Raw genomic sequence first — 16,519 nt, forward strand, 5'->3', positions numbered from 1 at the left:
GCGCTCGGTCCACCGGGATCGCGCGCTCAGTCCGCCGGGATCTCCTCGAGTCGGACCGGCCGGTGCTCGCGGCGGGACAGCTCGCACGCCTCCGCGATCCGCAGCGCCGTCAGCGCCTCGCGGCCGTCGCAGGGATTCTCGGCCTCGCCCTGGACCATCCGGACGAAGGTGTCCAGCTCCGCCTCGTACGCGGGGGCGAACCGCTCCAGGAAGCCCGGCCACGGCTTGGTCGCGGGCGGCGGGCCCTGCGGCTCGGTCGAGGTGATCGGCGTACGGTCGTCCAGGCCGACCGCGACCTGGTCGAGCTCACCGGCGAGTTCCATGCGTACGTCGTAACCCGCGCCGTTGCACCGGGTGGCCGTCGCCGTGGCCAGCGTCCCGTCGTCCAGGGTCAGCACCGCGGCCGCCGTGTCGACGTCGCCCGCGTCGCGGAACATCGAGGGGCCCCCGTCCGAGCCGGTGGCGTACACCTCGACGACCTCCCGGCCGGTCACCCAGCGCAGGATGTCGAAGTCATGGACCAGGCAGTCCCGGTACAGGCCACCGGAGAGCGGCAGATACGCGGCGGGCGGCGGCGCCGGGTCGGAGGTGATGGCCCGTACGGTGTGCAGCCGGCCGAGCCGTCCGGAGTGCACCAGCTCGCGGGCCGTGGTGTACCCCGCGTCGAAGCGGCGCATGAAGCCCAGCTGGAGCTGGGTGCCCGCGGTCTCGACCTCGCGCAGGGCGCCGAGCGTGCCCGGCAGATCCAGGGCGATGGGCTTCTCGCAGAAGGTGGGCAGCCCGGCGCGGGCGGCCCGGGCGATGAGGTCGGCGTGGGCGGCGGTGGCGGAGGCGATCACGACGGCGTCGACGCCCCACTTGAAGATCTCGTTGGCGCTGGGCGCGGCGGTGGACCCGGTGCGCTCGGCGACCTCGGCCGCCCGCGCCGCGTCGGTATCCGCCACGACCAGTGAACCCACCTCCCGGTGGCGGCTGAGCACGCCCGCGTGGAAAGTGCCGATACGTCCCGTTCCGATCAATCCGATGCGCATGGCCCAAAGGTGGCGGCGGGCCGGTCGCCATGTCAAGACTTTGTCCTGACAACCGAACTTCACGACTTCCCGTCAACATTCCGTGCGACTACGCTCACCCCGTGCCCAAGCAGCCCAGACACGTGACGGACCCGTCCCTGTCGCTCCAGCTGAGCGTGGACCGCACCAGTCCGGTCCCGCTCTACTTCCAGCTGTCGCAGCAGCTGGAATCCGCCATCGAGAGAGGAACCCTCACTCCCGGCAGCCTGCTCGGCAACGAGATAGAGCTGGCCAACCGGCTCGGCCTGTCCCGCCCGACCGTCCGCCAGGCCATCCAGTCCCTCGTCGACAAGGGCCTGCTGGTGCGCCGCCGGGGCGTCGGCACCCAGGTGGTGCACAGCCAGGTCAAGCGCCCGCTGGAGCTCAGCAGCCTCTACGACGACCTGGAGGCGGCCGGCCAGCGCCCGGCCACCATCGTGCTGCGCAATGCCGTGGAACCGGCGAGTGCCGAGGTCGCGGCCGCTCTCGGGGTGGCGGAGGACAGCGACGTGCAGCTGATCGAGCGGCTGCGGTTTGCCCACGGCGAGCCCATGGCCAGGCTGCGCAACCACCTGCCCGCGGGCCTCTTCGACTGCGACACCGAGCGGCTCGAGGCAACCGGCCTGTACCGGATGATGCGATCCGCGGGGATCACCCTGCACAGCGCCAGGCAGTCGGTCGGGGCACGGGCCGCCACCGAGCTCGAGGCCGAGCTGCTCACCGAGGCGACCGGGGCTCCGCTGCTGACGATGGAGCGCACCACCTTCGACGACACCGGCCGCGCTGTCGAGTTCGGCTCGCACATCTACCGGGCCTCGCGCTACGCCTTCGAGTTCCAGCTCCTCGTGCGTCCCTGACGGCCCCGGGAGGCCCGGGGCAGGTCACGTAAGAATGTCTTTCGCGTAAGAATGTTCGGACAAAGTCTTGACGGGGTCGCGTGGCCGCCGTAAAAACTCACCCAGCCGCAATCGGGCGGCCGGGAGAGAAGGCGGACCCACCATGCGTACCACCCGCACGGCAGCAGCCCTGCTCGCCGCAAGTGCCCTGGTCGTTGTCGCCGGATGCAGCAGTTCCGGCGGCAAGGAGGCCAAGGACAGCCCCTCCAAGGACGGTGGAGGAGGCGTTCCCGCCACCACCGGACGTCTGAAGATCGCAATGGTGACGCACTCCGGCGAGGGCGACACCTTCTGGGACATCGTCCAGAGCGGCGCCAAGGTGGCCGCCCGCAAGGACAACGTCGAATTCCTCTACTCGGCCAACAAGGAGGGCAAGGAGCAGGCCCAGCTCGTGCAGGCCGCCATCGACCAGAAGGTCGACGGCATCATCGTGACCCTCGCCAAGCCGGAAGCAGTCCAGGACGTCGTCAAGAAGGCCGTCGCGGCAGGCATACCCGTCGTCACGATCAACTCCGGCGCCGAGTTCTCCAAGTCGCTCGGCGCGCTCAGCCACATCGGCCAGGACGAGTCCGTCGCGGGCGAGGCCATCGGCGAGGAGCTCAACAAGCGCGGCAAGAAGAAGGCCGTCTGCGTCATCCACGAGCAGGGCAACGTCTCGCTCGAAGCGCGCTGTGCCGGTGTGAAGAAGACCTTCAAGGGCACCGTCGAGAACCTCAATGTCGACGGCACCAACACACCCGCGACCACCTCGTCCATCGAGGCCAAACTCCAGGCGGGCAAGGACATCGACGCCGTCGTCGCCCTCGGCGCCCCCATCGCGGCCGCCGCGGTCAAGGCCAAGGAGGGCGCGGGCTCCGGCGCCGAGGTCAACACCTTCGACCTCAACGCCGAGGTGGTCAAGCAGCTCAAGGCCAAGCAGATCGGCTTCGCCGTGGACCAGCAGCCCTACCTCCAGGGCTATCTCGCCATCGACGAGCTGTGGCTCAACAAGGTCAACGGCAATGTGATCGGCGGCGGCAAGCCGATCCTCACCGGTCCCGCCTTGGTCACCGAGAAGGATGTGCCCGCGCTGGAGAAGCTCACCGCCGACGGAACCCGATGACGTACGCGGTATACCCGGTGCCAACCCTCCGACCTGCTGTGACACATACTTGGGCGGCCGGGGCGCGTCATCACGCCCCCCGGCCGCACCGAGAAGCACAGCGAGTACGGCAAGAAGGGCACGGCGTCGTGGCTAGGACAAGGACAGGGGTACGCGCGCTGGGCGCGGTGCTGGCGGCGGTACTCGGAGCCTCACTCGCGGGATGCAGCAGCACGGGCGGCAAGCGCGCAGCCGACGCCCGCAAGGCGCAGGCCGCGGCCGGCAAGTCCGCGGTCACCACCCCTCGCTGGACCTTCGCGATGGTCACCCACTCCGGCGACGGCGACACCTTCTGGGACATCGTCCAGAGCGGCGCGGAGCAGGCAGCCGTGAAGGACAACATCAACTTCCTCTACTCGCACAACGACGAGGGCCAGCAGCAGGCCCAGCTCGTCCAGGCGGCCATCGACAAGAAGGTCGACGGACTGATCGTCTCGCTCGCCAAGCCCGACGCGATGAAGGAAGTCGTCGCCAAGGCCGAGAAGGCCGGTATCCCCGTCATCACCGTCAACTCGGGCTCAGAGCAGTCCAAGGCGTACGGCGCGCTCACCCACATCGGGCAGGACGAGTCCGTCGCGGGCGAGGCCGTCGGCGACGAACTCGACAAGCGCGGCCGCAAGAAGGCTCTGTGCGTGCTCCACGAGCAGGGCAACGTCGGGCATGAACAGCGCTGCGCGGGCGCCAAGAAGACCTTCGGTGGCGAGCTGCAGAACCTCTACGTCGATGGCACCAACATGCCCGACGTCCAAGCGTCCATCGAGGCCAAGCTCCAGGCCGACCGCTCCATCGACGCGGTCGTCACGCTGGGCGCACCGTTCGCGGACGCCGCAGTCCAGGCGAAGAAGACCGCCGAGAGCACGGCCGAGGTCGACACCTTCGACCTCAACGCCAAGGTGGCCACCGAACTGAAGGCCGGGACGCTCGGCTTCGCCGTCGACCAGCAGCCCTATCTCCAGGGGTACCAGGCCGTGGACCTGCTGTGGCTTTACAAGTACAACGCCAACATGCTCGGCGGCGGGCGGCCCGTCCTGACCGGACCTCAGATCATCACCAAGGCCGACGCCGCCGAGCTGCAGGAATACACAGAGCGGGGGACACGATGAGTGCGACCGCACCACCTGCCACACCACCACAGAAGAGCGACGAGCGGCTGCTGCGCACCTCGCCCCTGCGCAAGCTGATGGGCAGACCCGAACTGGGCTCGGTCGTCGGCGCCGTCGCGGTCTTCATCTTCTTCTCGATCGTCGCGGACTCGTTCCTCCAGGCGTCCAGCCTGTCCACCGTCCTGTACGCGGCATCGACGCTCGGCATCATGGCCGTACCGGTCGCGCTGCTGATGATCGGCGGCGAGTTCGACCTGTCGGCCGGTGTCCTGGTGACCAGCTCCGCGCTGATCTCCTCGATGTTCAGCTACCAGATGACGGCGAACGTCTGGGTCGGCGTCTTTGTCTCACTGCTGGTCACGCTGGCCATCGGGGTCTTCAACGGCTTCATGCTGACACGTACGAAACTGCCCAGCTTCATCATCACGCTCGGCACGTTCCTGATGCTGACGGGCCTCAACCTCGGCTTCACCAAGCTGATCAGCGACACGGTCTCCACGAAGTCCATCGCCGACATGGAGGGCTTCAGCTCAGCGAAGAAGATCTTCGCCTCGCAGCTCACCCTCGGAGACGTCACCCTCAAGGTCACCATCCTGTGGTGGTTCGCGCTGGTCGCCCTGGCCACGTGGATTCTGCTGCGTACCCGCTTCGGCAACTGGATCTTCGCGGTCGGCGGCGGCGCGGACGCGGCCCGCGCGGTCGGTGTCCCGGTCAACAGGACCAAGATCGGCCTGTACATGGGCGTCGCCTTCGCCGCCTGGGTCTCCGGTCAGCATCTGCTGTTCTCCTTCGACGTGGTGCAGTCCGGCGAAGGAGTAGGCAACGAGCTGACGTACATCATCGCGGCCGTCATCGGCGGCTGCCTGATCACCGGCGGCTACGGCTCGGCGATCGGCTCGGCGGTCGGTGCGTTCATCTTCGGAATGACCAGCAAGGGCATCGTGTACGCGGAGTGGAACCCGGACTGGTTCAAGTTCTTCCTGGGAGCGATGCTCCTTCTCGCCACCCTGCTCAACGCATGGGTCCGCAAGCGTGCGGAGGCAAGCAAATGACGGCCCTCGTCGAGCTCGACAACGTCAGTAAGTACTACGGCAACATCCGCGCCCTGGAGGGCGTCTCGCTGGAGGTGCACGCCGGGGAGATCTCCTGCGTACTGGGCGACAACGGCGCGGGCAAGTCCACGCTGATCAAGATCATCGCGGGTCTGCACCAGCACGACGCCGGGACCTTCCTCATCGAGGGCGAGCAGACGAGCCTGGCCAGCCCGCGCGAGGCGCTGGACCGCGGTATCGCCACGGTCTACCAGGACCTCGCCGTCGTACCGCTGATGCCGGTCTGGCGGAACTTCTTCCTCGGCTCCGAGCCGACGAAGGGTGTCGGTCCCTTCACGCGCCTCGACGTCGAGCAGATGCGCGAGACGACCCGGTCCGAGCTGCTGCGCATGGGCATCGACCTGCGCGATGTCGACCAGCCCATCGGCACGCTCTCGGGCGGCGAGCGGCAGTGCGTGGCGATCGCCCGGGCCGTGTACTTCGGCGCGAAGGTCCTGGTCCTGGACGAGCCGACGGCCGCGCTCGGCGTGAAGCAGTCCGGTGTGGTGCTGAAATATGTGGCCGCTGCGCGGGATGCGGGGCTGGGTGTGGTGCTGATCACCCACAACCCGCACCACGCGTATCTGGTCGGGGACCGCTTCATCCTGCTCAAGCGCGGCACGATGTCCGCCAGCCACACGAAGAGCTCGGTGACGCTGGACGAGCTGACGCGCCAGATGGCGGGCGGGAGCGAGCTGGAGGACCTGAGGCACGAGCTGGAGAGGGCGCCGGTGCCGACGCATCTGGGGGGCCACCCGGTGAAGGGTGAGGGCGGGGCGTCGTAGCGCCTGCGGCGGGCCTGTTCCCCACCCCGCCCTCCCCCTACGGCCTGGCGGCCGTGGGAGGTACCCCCATCCCGAACTGGGGGTAGGCCCCCAGACCCCCGACGGGGCTTCGCCCCGGACCCCTGTATGCGACCTTCGGCCGCATGTCCTCAAACGCCGGACGGGCTGGATGTTTCCGCCGGTCGGCCTGAATTTCCAGGCCGACCAGGAGAATTTCAGCCTCGCCGGCGTTTGAGGCGCGGGGTCTGGGGCGGAGCCCCAGTTCGCGCCGCGAAGCGGGCGCGGGGAGGTTGGGGTCCCCCCGGACGGAGTCTGGGGGAGGGCGGGGCGGGGAACAGCCCCGCGCAGCGGCCCCCGCCCCCAGGAAACGGCGCCCCGCCCCGACGGATGGCAGAATCGGCCCCGGTGGGCGCTGCCCATCGCCGGGGACATGACAGCCACCGGCCCCGCCCCCGAGACCCCGCAGGGACATGAGCACCTACCGCGACTTCGCGCACCGCGGCTCCGCCCGCGCCACCGTCCTGAAGACCGTCGGCACCCGCGAGCGGCGCTCGCACCTCACTGCGCCGCGCGTCCCCACCGTCGGCATCGACATCGGCGGTACGAAGGTGATGGCGGGTGTCGTCGACGCCGACGGTGTGATCCTGGAGAAGGTCCGTACGGAGACGCCGGACAAGTCCAAGAGCCCCAAGGTCGTCGAGGACACCATCTGCGAGCTGGTCCTCGACCTGTCCGACCGGCATGACGTGCACGCGGTGGGCATCGGCGCGGCGGGCTGGGTCGACGCCGACCGTTCCAAGGTGCTCTTCGCACCCCATCTCGCCTGGCGCAACGAGCCCCTGCGCGACGCCCTCTCGGCCCGGCTCGCCGTACCCGTCCTGGTCGACAACGACGCCAACACCGCCGCCTGGGCCGAGTGGCGCTTCGGCGCGGGCCGCGGCGAGGACCACCTGGTCATGATCACCCTCGGTACGGGAATCGGCGGCGCGATCCTGGAGGACGGCCGGGTCAAGCGCGGCAAGTACGGCGTCGCCGGCGAATTCGGCCATATGCAGGTCGTGCCCGGCGGCCACCGCTGCCCCTGTGGCAACCGCGGCTGCTGGGAGCAGTACAGCTCAGGCAACGCGCTGGTGCGCGAGGCCCGCGAGCTCGCCGCCGCCGATTCCCCGGTCGCGCACGGCCTCATCGAGCGCGTCGGCGGGAACATCCCCGAGATCACCGGCCCGGTCATCACCGAGCTCGCCCGCGAGGGCGACGCCATGTGCATCGAGCTCTTCCAGGACATCGGCCAGTGGCTCGGCATCGGCATCGCCAATCTCGCGGCCGCCCTCGACCCGTCCTGCTTCGTCATCGGCGGCGGTGTCAGCGCGGCCGACGACCTGCTCATCGGCCCTGCCCGGGACGCCTTCCGCCGTCACCTCACGGGCCGCGGCTACCGCCCCGAGGCGCGCATCGTCAAGGCCGAGCTCGGCCCGGAGGCAGGTATGGTCGGTGCGGCCGACCTCGCGCGGCTCGTGGCCCGCCGTTTCCGCCGGGCCAACCGGCGCCGTGTGGAGCGCCACGAGCGTTACGAACGCTATGCGCAGGCCATCCGTAACTCCGGCACCACCCGCCCCACCCAGGAACCGTAGTCATGACCGTGCCCCGCCAGTCCACCGCAACGGACGAGAGCGTCCGCCCCCCTGAGAACCACCGCCACATGGTGCTCCGTCGCTGGCTGACGGCGATCACCATCGTGCTCCTCGTCGGCATCCCGGCCGGCTATCTGGTGATCTCCGCGGAGCAGAGTCGTGACAGCGGGCGGGACAAGGAGTCGGAGTCCTCGGCCACCGGCCTGCGCAACACCTGGCCCTCCCAGATGAAGCGCCGCGTCTTCGAGGTGCCGATCCCGGAGAAGTCCACGCAGGTCGCGTACTACGAGACGAGCAACTGGAAGACCAGCCGGCTGTACGTGCAGTTCCGTACGACCTCCGCCGGGCTCGACCAGTTCCTCAAGGGCGTCGGCACGAGCCGCGCGCAGCTCGACGACGGCAGGGTCAGCATCGGCGCGCGTGACGCCGAGACCGTCGCCTGGCGCTTCGGCGCGAGCGAGGGCGAGTGGGCGGGCACCAGCCATACGCAGAAGGACCCGCGTCCCTCCCAGGACATCACCGTCGATCTGACCGACAGTTCCCGTCCCATGGTCTTTGTTGTCTCGACAGCGACCCCCTGACCGGAGGCCGTGCTTCCAGTCATTAACGTGGAGCGCGTGAGTGAGACGCAGACGCCCCCGAAGACCCTGCAGTACCGGATCGACGGTCCGGACGACGCACCCGTACTCATCCTCGGTCCCTCCCTCGGGACCACCTGGCACATGTGGGACCGGCAGATAACCGATCTCTCCCGACGGTGGAGGGTGTTCCGCTTCGATCTGCCCGGCCACGGCGGTGCCCCGGCCCACCCCGCGACCTCCGTCGCCGAGCTCGCCGACCGGCTGCTCGCGACCCTCGACGGGCTGGGCATCCAGTTCTTCGGCTACGCCGGCTGTTCCATCGGCGGCGCGATCGGCGTGGAACTGGCGCTGCGCCACCCGCACCGGGTGGCCTCCCTCGCGCTGGTGGCCGCCTCGCCGCGGTTCGGGACCGCCGACGAGTTCCGCCAGCGCGGTGTGATCGTGCGGACCAACGGTCTGGACCCGATGGCCCGCAGCGCGCCCGAGCACTGGTTCACGCACGGCTTCGCCGCCGCCCAGCCCGCCATCGTCGAGTGGGCGGTCCAGATGGTCCGCACCACCGACCCCGGCTGCTACATCGCCGCCTGCGAGGCGCTCGCGGCCTTCGACGTACGCGGCGAACTCGGCCACGTCGGCGTCCCGACCCTCGTCCTGGTCGGCTCAGAGGACCAGGTCACAGGGCCCGCCGAGGCCCGCACCCTGGTGGCCGGCATACCGGACGCCCGGCTCGCGCTCGTGCCGGGCGCATCGCACCTCGCCCCCGTCGAGCAGCCCGGCGCGGTCACCGACCTCCTCGTACACCACTTCTCCACCGCCTGGCAGAACGCATCCGATTCAACGACGGGGCTGACTCCGATCCCGGCCTCGCCGATCACGCCCGCCCTGTCCGCCCCGGTCACGCCCATCGGGGAGATCGCCCCCGCCTCGCCCGCGCAGCCCGAGGCGGTGCAGCAGGGACGCCCCGATCCGTACGTCGCCGGGATGAAGGTGCGCCGCGAGGTGCTCGGTGACGCGCACGTCGACCGGGAGACGGCCGCCGCCGACGACTTCACCGGCGACTTCCAGGAGCTGATCACCCGCTACGCCTGGGGCGAGGTCTGGACCCGTGAGGGCCTCGACAGACGCACCCGCAGCGTGGTGACGCTCACCGCGCTGGTCGCGGGCGGGCACCTGGACGAGCTCGCCTTCCACACCCGCGCGGCGCTGCGCAACGGACTCACCCCCGCCGAGATCAAGGAAGTCCTGATCCACGCGGCGGTGTACTGCGGCGTCCCGGCGGCGAACTCCGCCTTCCGCGTGGCCCACGCCGTCATCCAGGAGGAGACCACCCCCTGAGCCCTTGACCGGCCGGAGACGGCATGGCGTAGCAGGATGGGCCCATGAGGCTCACGAAGAAGACGCACGCCTGCATCCGGCTGGAGAAGGACGGGCAGACGCTCGTCATCGATCCCGGCACCTTCAGTGAAGAGGACGCCGCCATCGGCGCGGACGTCATCCTGGTGACCCACGAGCATCTCGACCACTTCAACGAGGACCGGCTGCGGGCCGCGATGGAGGCGAACCCGGGCGCCGGGATCTGGACCCTGCGCAGCGTCGCCGAGAAGATCTCGGCGGCCTTCCCCGGCCGCGTCCACACCGTCGGCCACGGCGACACCTTCACCGCGGCCGGGTTCGACGTGCAGGTGCACGGAGAGCTGCACGCCGTGATCCATCCGGACATTCCGCGGATCACCAACGTCGGCTATCTGGTGGACGGTTCGGTCTTCCACCCCGGCGACGCCCTCACCGTCCCCGACCATCCGGTCGAGACGCTGCTGCTCCCCGTACAGGCCCCCTGGAGCAAGATCTCCGAGGTCATCGACTACGTGCGCGAGGTGAAGCCGCGGCGTGCCATCGACGTGCACGACGCCCTGCTCACCGATCTCGCCCGGCCGATCTACGACCGTCAGATCGGCGAGCTCGGCGGCACGGACCACGGCAGGCTGACACCGGGCGCGACGACCGACCTGTGACGGCCGCGGGCCCGGCTGTCAGACCGCCCGGCTAGGCTCTTCGCATGCGCATCGCCACGTGGAACGTCAACTCGATCACCGCCCGACTGCCGCGCCTGCTGGCCTGGCTGGAGAACAGCGGCACGGACGTGCTGTGCATCCAGGAGACCAAGACCACCGAGGAGCAGTTCCCCTCCGACGAGCTGCGCGAGCTCGGTTACGAGTCCGCGGTCCACGCCACGGGCCGGTGGAACGGCGTGGCGCTGGTGTCCCGGGTCGGCCTCGACGACGTGGTCAAGGGCCTGCCCGGCGGCCCGGAGTACGAGGGGGTGCAGGAGCCCCGGGCGATCGCCGCGACCTGCGGCCCGGTCCGCGCCATGTCGGTGTACGTGCCGAACGGCCGCGAGCCCGGGCACGAGCACTACGCGTACAAGCTGCAGTGGTTCGAGGCGCTGAAGGCGGCGGTCGCCTCCGACGCGGCGGCGGCCCGCCCCTTCGCGGTCCTCGGCGACTTCAATGTCGCCCCGACCGACGACGACGTCTGGGACCGCGAATTCTTCGAGGGGCAGACGCATGTCACCCCGCCCGAGCGCGCGGCGCTCATCGCGCTCCAGAAGGCGGGCCTCACCGACGTCGTGCCGCGCCCCCTCAAGTACGACCACCCCTTCACGTACTGGGACTACCGCCAGCTGAGCTTCCCCAAGAACCGCGGCATGCGCATCGACCTGGTCTACGGCAATGATCCTTTTGCCCAGGCGGTCAAGGACAGTTACGTCGACCGCGAGGAGCGCAAGGGCAAGGGCGCGTCGGATCATGCGCCTGTCGTTGTGGACCTGGACATCTGACGTTTGTTGACGCGCGCCCTGTGGTGCGCCGGGCGGCAGGGATGCGAGGCTGAGTGGTATGAACATCCCTTTCTTGGACAACTGGCTCAAGCGGCACGACGCCGGGCAGGTGCAGAGCGAGCCCGCCGCGGAGTACGACCCGGAGCGCGAGGCGGCCATCGCCGAGCTGCTCTCGGAGTGTGAGCTGCTGCGTGTCCGAGCAGGGCAGGCCGGGCTCGAACTGGACGACAGCCCCGCCTCGTTGGCCGCCCTCGACCAGCTCCCGCCGCGCTGGCGCGACGACCCCGAGGAGCTGCCCTGGCTGGGCAATGACGCGGGTCTCTACCTCGGCACCGTGATCGTCCGCACGGTCCCCGGGGCGGCCTGGCACATCTGGCCGGGCGGTCATCCCGTGGTGCAGCTCGCCTCCGGCCGGGAGATCAGCGTGGTGGAGGCGGGCCTGGACTGGGCGGTCAACGGTGCGCCTCAGCTGTCTCAGGTGTACGCAGAGGCCGCAGAGGCCTGAGCTGCGCAGACTCCATTAATACGGCTTATGCCCTATTTATGCGTGTCGAGTGTGAAGTCCCTTGTCCGGCTGGATAGTTTGCGCTGACCTCGACACAGCCGAGAGTGGGTAGGTCAGCGTATGGTCGTCGATCCTTTGATCGAGCTGCGTGACGTCAACACGTACGACGGACAGGTGCCCGTGCCGCGGGACTGACGGGGGGTGCAGGACCCATGACGCGACTTCTGAAACACGCCCTACGCCGTGGCGCTCTCGCCCGCGCCGCGCGGAAACCCTGCCACCGGCAGCCTCTTCGACCACCGGATCTCGACTACGATGTGCCGTTCATCCCAGTGGTGATGGCGATCTCCCCGCATACCAAGGCCGCGGATCCGGCTCCGGCCGGACCAGGGACGCTGCTGCCGGGTGGGGGACCCCCCACGGCCCCCAGGCCGTAGGGGGAGCAGCAGCTCAGGGCCATTCCCGCCCGGCGGCAGCCGGTGATCACTTCTCGTGCAGCGGGACCGACAGATATGACGGGTCGGCTGCGGACGAGGAGAAGGTCAGCTGCGCGCCGGACGGGTTGTGCTCGATGTAGAGCGGGTCGACAGTGTCGACGACCAGGGCGAGACGGTGGCCCGCCGGGACGTCGTAGGCGGTGGAGAAGAGCTCCAGGTCGACGGCGAACGGCTTCCCGGGTGTCATGCCGTGGAAGGTGTACGGCGCATTGCTGACCAGCTTGCCGAGGCCGAGCGGGCCCACGTCGTAGAGGTATGCGACGAGGGTGCCGCTCTCCTTGGTGCTTGTGACCGTGGTGTGCATCCTGGCCGTGCCGCGGATCTGCTGCTCGGAGTCGTAGCGCTCGGACTTCCAGACGGCGGCGAAGAGGCGCGGCAGCAGCGGGATCGACGCCATCGGGGGCAGCTTGGCGAACTGGTCCAGGATGCTGGACAGGAAGATGACCCCGCCGTTGGCGCCCGAGTCGATATTGGCGAAGATCCGCTTGGACCCGCCGAGCTCGATCTTCCGTTCGGTCGCGGCCACCGACTTCCAGTCGGGGTAGTTCTCGTATCCGCCGGTGGAACGGGACTTGATGCGGACCGGTTGCTCGCGGTCGATGCCGTTGTCGGCACCCTTGACGTAGCGGTCGAGCCAGCGATGGGCGCTGGTCCAGGTGTCGTTGGGCAGACCGAGCAGACCGCTGCCTTCCGCCGTCGCATGGTCGCCGGGGCGGAACTCTAGGCGCTTGGGACCGGTGAGCTTCTCGTAGAAGTCGGCGTACTGGTTGGGCGGGAAGATCGAGTCGCCCCAGGCGTTGCCGAGCATGATCGCCGTGCCGTTGGCGTTGATCCGGTCCAGATAGGTGGCGGGGGAGCGCTTCTTCCCCCAGTCGATCAGCTCCTGCTCCTTGGCGAGGTTGGAGGAGAAGAAGTCCGCCGTGATCTGCTTGAACTCCTCGCTCGGCCGGCCGGTGAGATACCCCGCCCCGCTGAGCATCGCGGTGGCCTGCACATGCTGGGTGCGGCCGCTGTAGATGGACTCGACCAGGTCGGCCCAGCCGCTGAGGGCGGCAACCGCCTTGATGCGCTTGTCGTGGGCGGCGGCAAGGAGGGTGATGCCCGCGCCGTACGAGACGCCGGCCATGCCCACCCTGCCGGGGTCGGCGGGGGTGTTCGCGAGCGCCCAGTCGATCACCTTGGAGGCATCGGCGATGTCGGGCGGCCCGGCCACTTCTATGGTGCCGCCCGACTGCCAGAAGCCGCGGGTGTTGTAACTCACCACGACATAGCCCGAGTCGGCGAGCTGCTTGGCCTGCGCGATGTATTCGATCTGGGGCAGTCCCCAGCTCGTGGGCAGCACGATCACGGGGTATCTGCGCGTGTCGTCGGAGCCCGCGGGCGTGACGACATTGGCCTTGAGTACGGTGCCGCCGTCACCGGTGATGTCGACGAACCGTACGTCCGCGGTGGCGGATTGGGCCTGGTTGCCGGCCATCGGGACGGCGGGAGCCACTCCGGCGGCCGGTCCGGCGAGAAGCGCGACGGAGACCGTACCGATCGCGGTCGTACGCAGGGCCTTGCGCGACTGTCCCACGGGTCACTCCTCACTCGTGTCACTGCAAAGTGACCCGACGGTAACCTTGAGGACTTACTTGAGGTAACTCCTCGGTAAGTTACGCGACGGTAACGATTATTGGACGTGGTGTCAGTTGGCGCGTGAGCCCCTGGTGTTCTGGCGGACGGAGCGGCACGCTCGCGCTGTGGACGCGACGACTGATCGGACGACACTGCAACTGCGGCTGAGACGGCGGGTGGAGTGGGTGCCCGTCGCCGCGCTCGTGCTGCTCGTCGTATGGGGCATCGCCGTGGCGGCGATCGTCGAAGGGCCCAACGGCACCGCGGGCGGGATCGCCCTGTCGGTGCTCGGCGTGCCCCTCGCCCTCATCGCCGTCAGCTGCGCCACGCATCTCGTGCGGCCGCTCGGGCTGACGGTCGACGGGGACGGACTGACCGTACGGCTGCCGGCCTGGCCCGCCAGAACCGTGCCCTGGTCCGCGGTCCGGGGGGTGAGCGCCTCCTCCGGCTACGTCTTCGTCGACTGCGAGGCTCCCGTCGGGAAGCTTCCGCGCACCTGCCGACTGCGGGCCGCGCACCGCAGGCTCGGCCCCGAGCTGGAGCGTCCGGGTGGGGACGGGCTCTGTTTCGAGACGCAGGTCTTCGATGTCGATCCGGCCGAACTGCTGGACGCCATCGGGCAGTACGCGCCGACAGGGATCACGATCACGGATAAAGCGCCGCGGTAGACGGGCGTCCGCGTACGACAATGGAGGAATGACGAGGCCCGAAGAGCGCGAGCCCGATCCGAGTCTGGCCGGTCCGACGGAGCCCGGTCCGAGGGAGACCGGTCCGGGCGTGCCCGATGTCTTCGACCCGCGGATCTACGCCGCCGGTCTGCCGCACGCCGCCTTCCGCGAGCTCCGCGAGCGCCACCCCGTCGCCTGGCAGCAGGAGTACGAAGTCCTCGGCTGGCCCGCGGGCCCCGGCTTCTGGGCCGTCACCCGCCACGCCGACGTGGTCGGGGTCCTCAAGGACTCCGGGACCTTCTCCTCCCACCTCGGCGCCACCCAGATCCGCGACCCCGACCCGGCCGACCTGCCCTTCATCCGGCGCATGATGCTCAACCAGGACCCGCCGGACCACGGGCGCCTGCGACGGCTGGTGAGCCGTGCCTTCACCCCTGGACGGATCGACCGGTTCGGCGTGGCCGCGCGGGCCCGCGCCCGCCAACTGCTCACCGCCGCACGGGACAGCGGCCCCGCCTTCGACCTGGTCACCGCCGTCACCGACGACTACGCCCTGCTCAACCTCTCCGATCTGCTGGGCGTCCCGGAGAGCGACCGCGGACTGCTGCTGAAGTGGACCGAGCGCGTCATCGCCTACCAGGACCCCGACGAGCCGCCGGTGCTCGGAGCGGACGGGCGTCCGGTCAACCCCCGCTCACCGGCGATGCTCCAGGAGATGTTCAGCTACGCCCAGGAGCTCGCCGCGTACAAACGCAGGAACCCCGCCGACGACGTCATGACCTCGCTCGCGCAGTCGGAACTCTCCGACGCGGAGCTGGAGATGTTTTTCTTCCTGCTGACAGTCGCGGGCAACGACACCGTGCGCAGCGCCGCCCCCGGTGGCTTTCTGACGCTGGCCGAGCACCCGGACGAACAGCGCAGGCTGCGGGCGGGCGATGTGGACCTGGACCGTGCCGTCGACGAGCTGCTGCGCCGCCACCCGCCCGTCCTCAGCTTCCGCCGTACCGCGACCCGCGACACCACGCTCGCCGGGCAGCACATCCGCTGCGGCGACAAGGTGGTCGTCTTCCACGCCTCGGCCAACTACGACGAGCGGGTCTTCGACCAGCCGTACGGGCTCGACCTCGGCCGTTCCCCGAACCCGCATGTCTCCTTCGGTGACGGCCCGCATGTCTGTCTCGGCGCCCACTTCGCCCGGCTCCAGCTGCGGATCCTGTACGGGGAAGCGATGGATCTGCTGCCGCCGCTGGTGATGGCGGGCCCGCCGCGGCGGCTCGTCTCCAACTTCATCAATGGCGTGAAGTCGCTGCCGCTGACCGTCTAGGTTGCGGCGCGGTGGGAACTGCGCGCGGCGGGGACGGGAGTCTGTGCCGTCCGCGTCACATCGGAGACCAGCTCGACCACATCGGCGCCGTACGCCTGGGAGTTGACGACCTTCAGCAGCAGACAGAAGGAGTTGCCGCCGTGCTTGCGGGCGAGCTTCTCGTGCTGGCGCGCCGATAGCGGGTGGCCGCCTGGTTGGTGATGGCGCGCTGGCCGCAGAAGAGAAAGACGGGCCGGGCGTCCTGGCCCGCGGTGAGCCGGGCGAGCAGGACGTACTCCGCGACACCCGGCTCCATGCGGTAGCGCTCCGGGCCGATCTGGAACGCGCCCTGGTCGGGGCCCGGCTCCGGATCCGTGTTGATCTTCACGCCGGGGAGCAGCGAGTGCAGATGCGCGGCCATCCGCCGGTTCGAGACCGGACCGCCGACGCAGAATTCCGTACGCTCGCCGAAGCCCTGCTGGGCTATGTCGTGCCAGACGATCTGCGCGTTCGCCCCGCAGTCCTTGATCAGCGCGGAGAGTTCGAGCAGCGCGAAGACGTCGAAGCGGTGCACGGAACCGTCCCGGCCGGCCTCGCGGTTGACGACGAGCAGCGACTCGGAATTCCCGGGCAGCCCGAAGAAGTCCTGCTTGCGGCGGAGTCTGCGCCGCCACAGATAGGTGCGGGCGAGCCAGCCGAGAGTGGCGCTGATGCCGGCGGCCAACACGCCGAGCACGATGTTGCGTACGTCGTCAGTCATGGGCGCGCATGTTAGCGGTGTTTGCGGACCATTGTTCGAGGCGGTCCTGACGGGGC

At 69.5% G+C, this 16,519-nt stretch carries 15 protein-coding genes and 2 pseudogenes; 14 read left to right on the forward strand and 3 right to left on the reverse strand.

Features of this window, described 5'->3' with window-relative positions:
• Window positions 1-26 precede the first annotated feature (26 nt).
• Window positions 27-1,031: a Gfo/Idh/MocA family oxidoreductase gene (locus OOK40_RS18620; RefSeq protein ID WP_266482836.1), complete on the reverse strand. Its 1,005-nt coding sequence runs from the start codon at window positions 1,029-1,031 to the stop codon at window positions 27-29.
• Between the two features lie 155 nt (window positions 1,032-1,186).
• On the opposite strand from OOK40_RS18620, the gene OOK40_RS18625 reads away from it, so the two are divergent.
• The 12 genes and pseudogenes from OOK40_RS18625 to OOK40_RS18680 all read left to right on the forward strand — a co-directional run.
• Window positions 1,187-1,906 (forward strand): GntR family transcriptional regulator, encoded by a 720-nt coding sequence (locus OOK40_RS18625; protein ID WP_323136086.1) that lies wholly within the window; start codon window positions 1,187-1,189, stop codon window positions 1,904-1,906.
• A 142-nt stretch (window positions 1,907-2,048) separates the two neighbouring features.
• The gene (locus OOK40_RS18630) at window positions 2,049-3,047 is read left to right on the forward strand and encodes a substrate-binding domain-containing protein (protein ID WP_266482838.1); all 999 of its coding nucleotides are present in this window, start codon (window positions 2,049-2,051) and stop codon (window positions 3,045-3,047) included.
• Between the two features lie 128 nt (window positions 3,048-3,175).
• On the forward strand, window positions 3,176-4,189 hold the full coding sequence (locus OOK40_RS18635) for a sugar ABC transporter substrate-binding protein (RefSeq protein ID WP_266482840.1): 1,014 nt from the start codon (window positions 3,176-3,178) through the stop codon (window positions 4,187-4,189).
• On the forward strand, window positions 4,186-5,241 hold the full coding sequence (locus OOK40_RS18640) for an ABC transporter permease (protein ID WP_266482843.1): 1,056 nt from the start codon (window positions 4,186-4,188) through the stop codon (window positions 5,239-5,241). Before OOK40_RS18635 ends, OOK40_RS18640 begins: the two co-directional genes overlap by 4 nt.
• On the forward strand, window positions 5,238-6,065 hold the full coding sequence (locus OOK40_RS18645) for an ATP-binding cassette domain-containing protein (RefSeq protein WP_266482846.1): 828 nt from the start codon (window positions 5,238-5,240) through the stop codon (window positions 6,063-6,065). The genes OOK40_RS18640 and OOK40_RS18645 overlap by 4 nt, the downstream gene beginning before the upstream one ends.
• A 470-nt stretch (window positions 6,066-6,535) precedes the next feature.
• The gene (locus OOK40_RS18650; protein WP_266482849.1) at window positions 6,536-7,696 is read left to right on the forward strand and encodes an ROK family glucokinase; all 1,161 of its coding nucleotides are present in this window, start codon (window positions 6,536-6,538) and stop codon (window positions 7,694-7,696) included.
• 2 nt (window positions 7,697-7,698) lie between these two features.
• Window positions 7,699-8,277, forward strand: coding sequence for a hypothetical protein (locus OOK40_RS18655; RefSeq protein WP_266482852.1), 579 nt, complete (start codon window positions 7,699-7,701; stop codon window positions 8,275-8,277).
• Between the two features lie 36 nt (window positions 8,278-8,313).
• Entirely contained in the window at window positions 8,314-9,612 is a 1,299-nt protein-coding gene (gene pcaC, locus OOK40_RS18660) for a 4-carboxymuconolactone decarboxylase (RefSeq protein ID WP_266482854.1), read from the forward strand.
• Between the two features lie 44 nt (window positions 9,613-9,656).
• Window positions 9,657-10,289 (forward strand): MBL fold metallo-hydrolase, encoded by a 633-nt coding sequence (locus OOK40_RS18665; protein WP_266482858.1) that lies wholly within the window; start codon window positions 9,657-9,659, stop codon window positions 10,287-10,289.
• A 44-nt stretch (window positions 10,290-10,333) separates the two neighbouring features.
• A complete protein-coding gene (locus OOK40_RS18670; RefSeq protein ID WP_266482861.1) occupies window positions 10,334-11,113 on the forward strand; it encodes an exodeoxyribonuclease III in 780 nt (259 codons plus the stop codon).
• A 58-nt stretch (window positions 11,114-11,171) separates the two neighbouring features.
• Window positions 11,172-11,618: a DUF6278 family protein gene (locus tag OOK40_RS18675; RefSeq protein ID WP_266482866.1), complete on the forward strand. Its 447-nt coding sequence runs from the start codon at window positions 11,172-11,174 to the stop codon at window positions 11,616-11,618.
• A gap of 302 nt (window positions 11,619-11,920) precedes the next feature.
• Window positions 11,921-12,055, forward strand: a pseudogene (locus OOK40_RS18680) (amino acid ABC transporter permease); the annotation flags it as partial.
• 46 nt (window positions 12,056-12,101) lie between these two features.
• Here the strand turns inward: OOK40_RS18680 and OOK40_RS18685 are convergent.
• A complete protein-coding gene (locus tag OOK40_RS18685) occupies window positions 12,102-13,691 on the reverse strand; it encodes a CocE/NonD family hydrolase (RefSeq protein ID WP_266482869.1) in 1,590 nt (529 codons plus the stop codon).
• 166 nt (window positions 13,692-13,857) lie between these two features.
• Here OOK40_RS18685 and OOK40_RS18690 point away from each other — a divergent pair, with 166 nt between their 5' ends.
• Window positions 13,858-14,400: a hypothetical protein gene (locus tag OOK40_RS18690; protein ID WP_266482873.1), complete on the forward strand. Its 543-nt coding sequence runs from the start codon at window positions 13,858-13,860 to the stop codon at window positions 14,398-14,400.
• A gap of 28 nt (window positions 14,401-14,428) precedes the next feature.
• Window positions 14,429-15,724, forward strand: a complete 1,296-nt coding sequence (locus OOK40_RS18695) for a cytochrome P450 (RefSeq protein ID WP_266482877.1) — start codon at window positions 14,429-14,431, stop codon at window positions 15,722-15,724.
• Here the strand turns inward: OOK40_RS18695 and OOK40_RS18700 are convergent.
• A pseudogene (locus tag OOK40_RS18700) lies at window positions 15,721-16,463 on the reverse strand (hypothetical protein). The gene OOK40_RS18695 and the pseudogene OOK40_RS18700 overlap by 4 nt on opposite strands.
• Window positions 16,464-16,519: the final 56 nt, after the last annotated feature.

Origin of the sequence: Streptomyces sp. NBC_01481 (assembly GCF_026339995.1) — a bacterium.
Taxonomy (GTDB): Bacteria; Actinomycetota; Actinomycetes; order Streptomycetales; family Streptomycetaceae; genus Streptomyces.

Bases quoted from the DNA above. Each gene is read 5' to 3' on its own strand.
- OOK40_RS18620 (WP_266482836.1), bottom strand. From the start codon at position 1,031: ATGCGCATCGGATTGATCGGAACGGGACGTATCGGCACTTTCCACGCG.
- OOK40_RS18630 (WP_266482838.1), top strand. From the start codon at position 2,049: ATGCGTACCACCCGCACGGCAGCAGCCCTGCTCGCCGCAAGTGCCCTG.
- OOK40_RS18640 (WP_266482843.1), top strand. From the start codon at position 4,186: ATGAGTGCGACCGCACCACCTGCCACACCACCACAGAAGAGCGACGAG.
- OOK40_RS18645 (WP_266482846.1), top strand. From the start codon at position 5,238: ATGACGGCCCTCGTCGAGCTCGACAACGTCAGTAAGTACTACGGCAAC.
- OOK40_RS18650 (WP_266482849.1), top strand. From the start codon at position 6,536: ATGAGCACCTACCGCGACTTCGCGCACCGCGGCTCCGCCCGCGCCACC.
- OOK40_RS18655 (WP_266482852.1), top strand. From the start codon at position 7,699: ATGACCGTGCCCCGCCAGTCCACCGCAACGGACGAGAGCGTCCGCCCC.
- OOK40_RS18665 (WP_266482858.1), top strand. From the start codon at position 9,657: ATGAGGCTCACGAAGAAGACGCACGCCTGCATCCGGCTGGAGAAGGAC.
- OOK40_RS18670 (WP_266482861.1), top strand. From the start codon at position 10,334: ATGCGCATCGCCACGTGGAACGTCAACTCGATCACCGCCCGACTGCCG.
- OOK40_RS18675 (WP_266482866.1), top strand. From the start codon at position 11,172: ATGAACATCCCTTTCTTGGACAACTGGCTCAAGCGGCACGACGCCGGG.
- OOK40_RS18695 (WP_266482877.1), top strand. From the start codon at position 14,429: ATGACGAGGCCCGAAGAGCGCGAGCCCGATCCGAGTCTGGCCGGTCCG.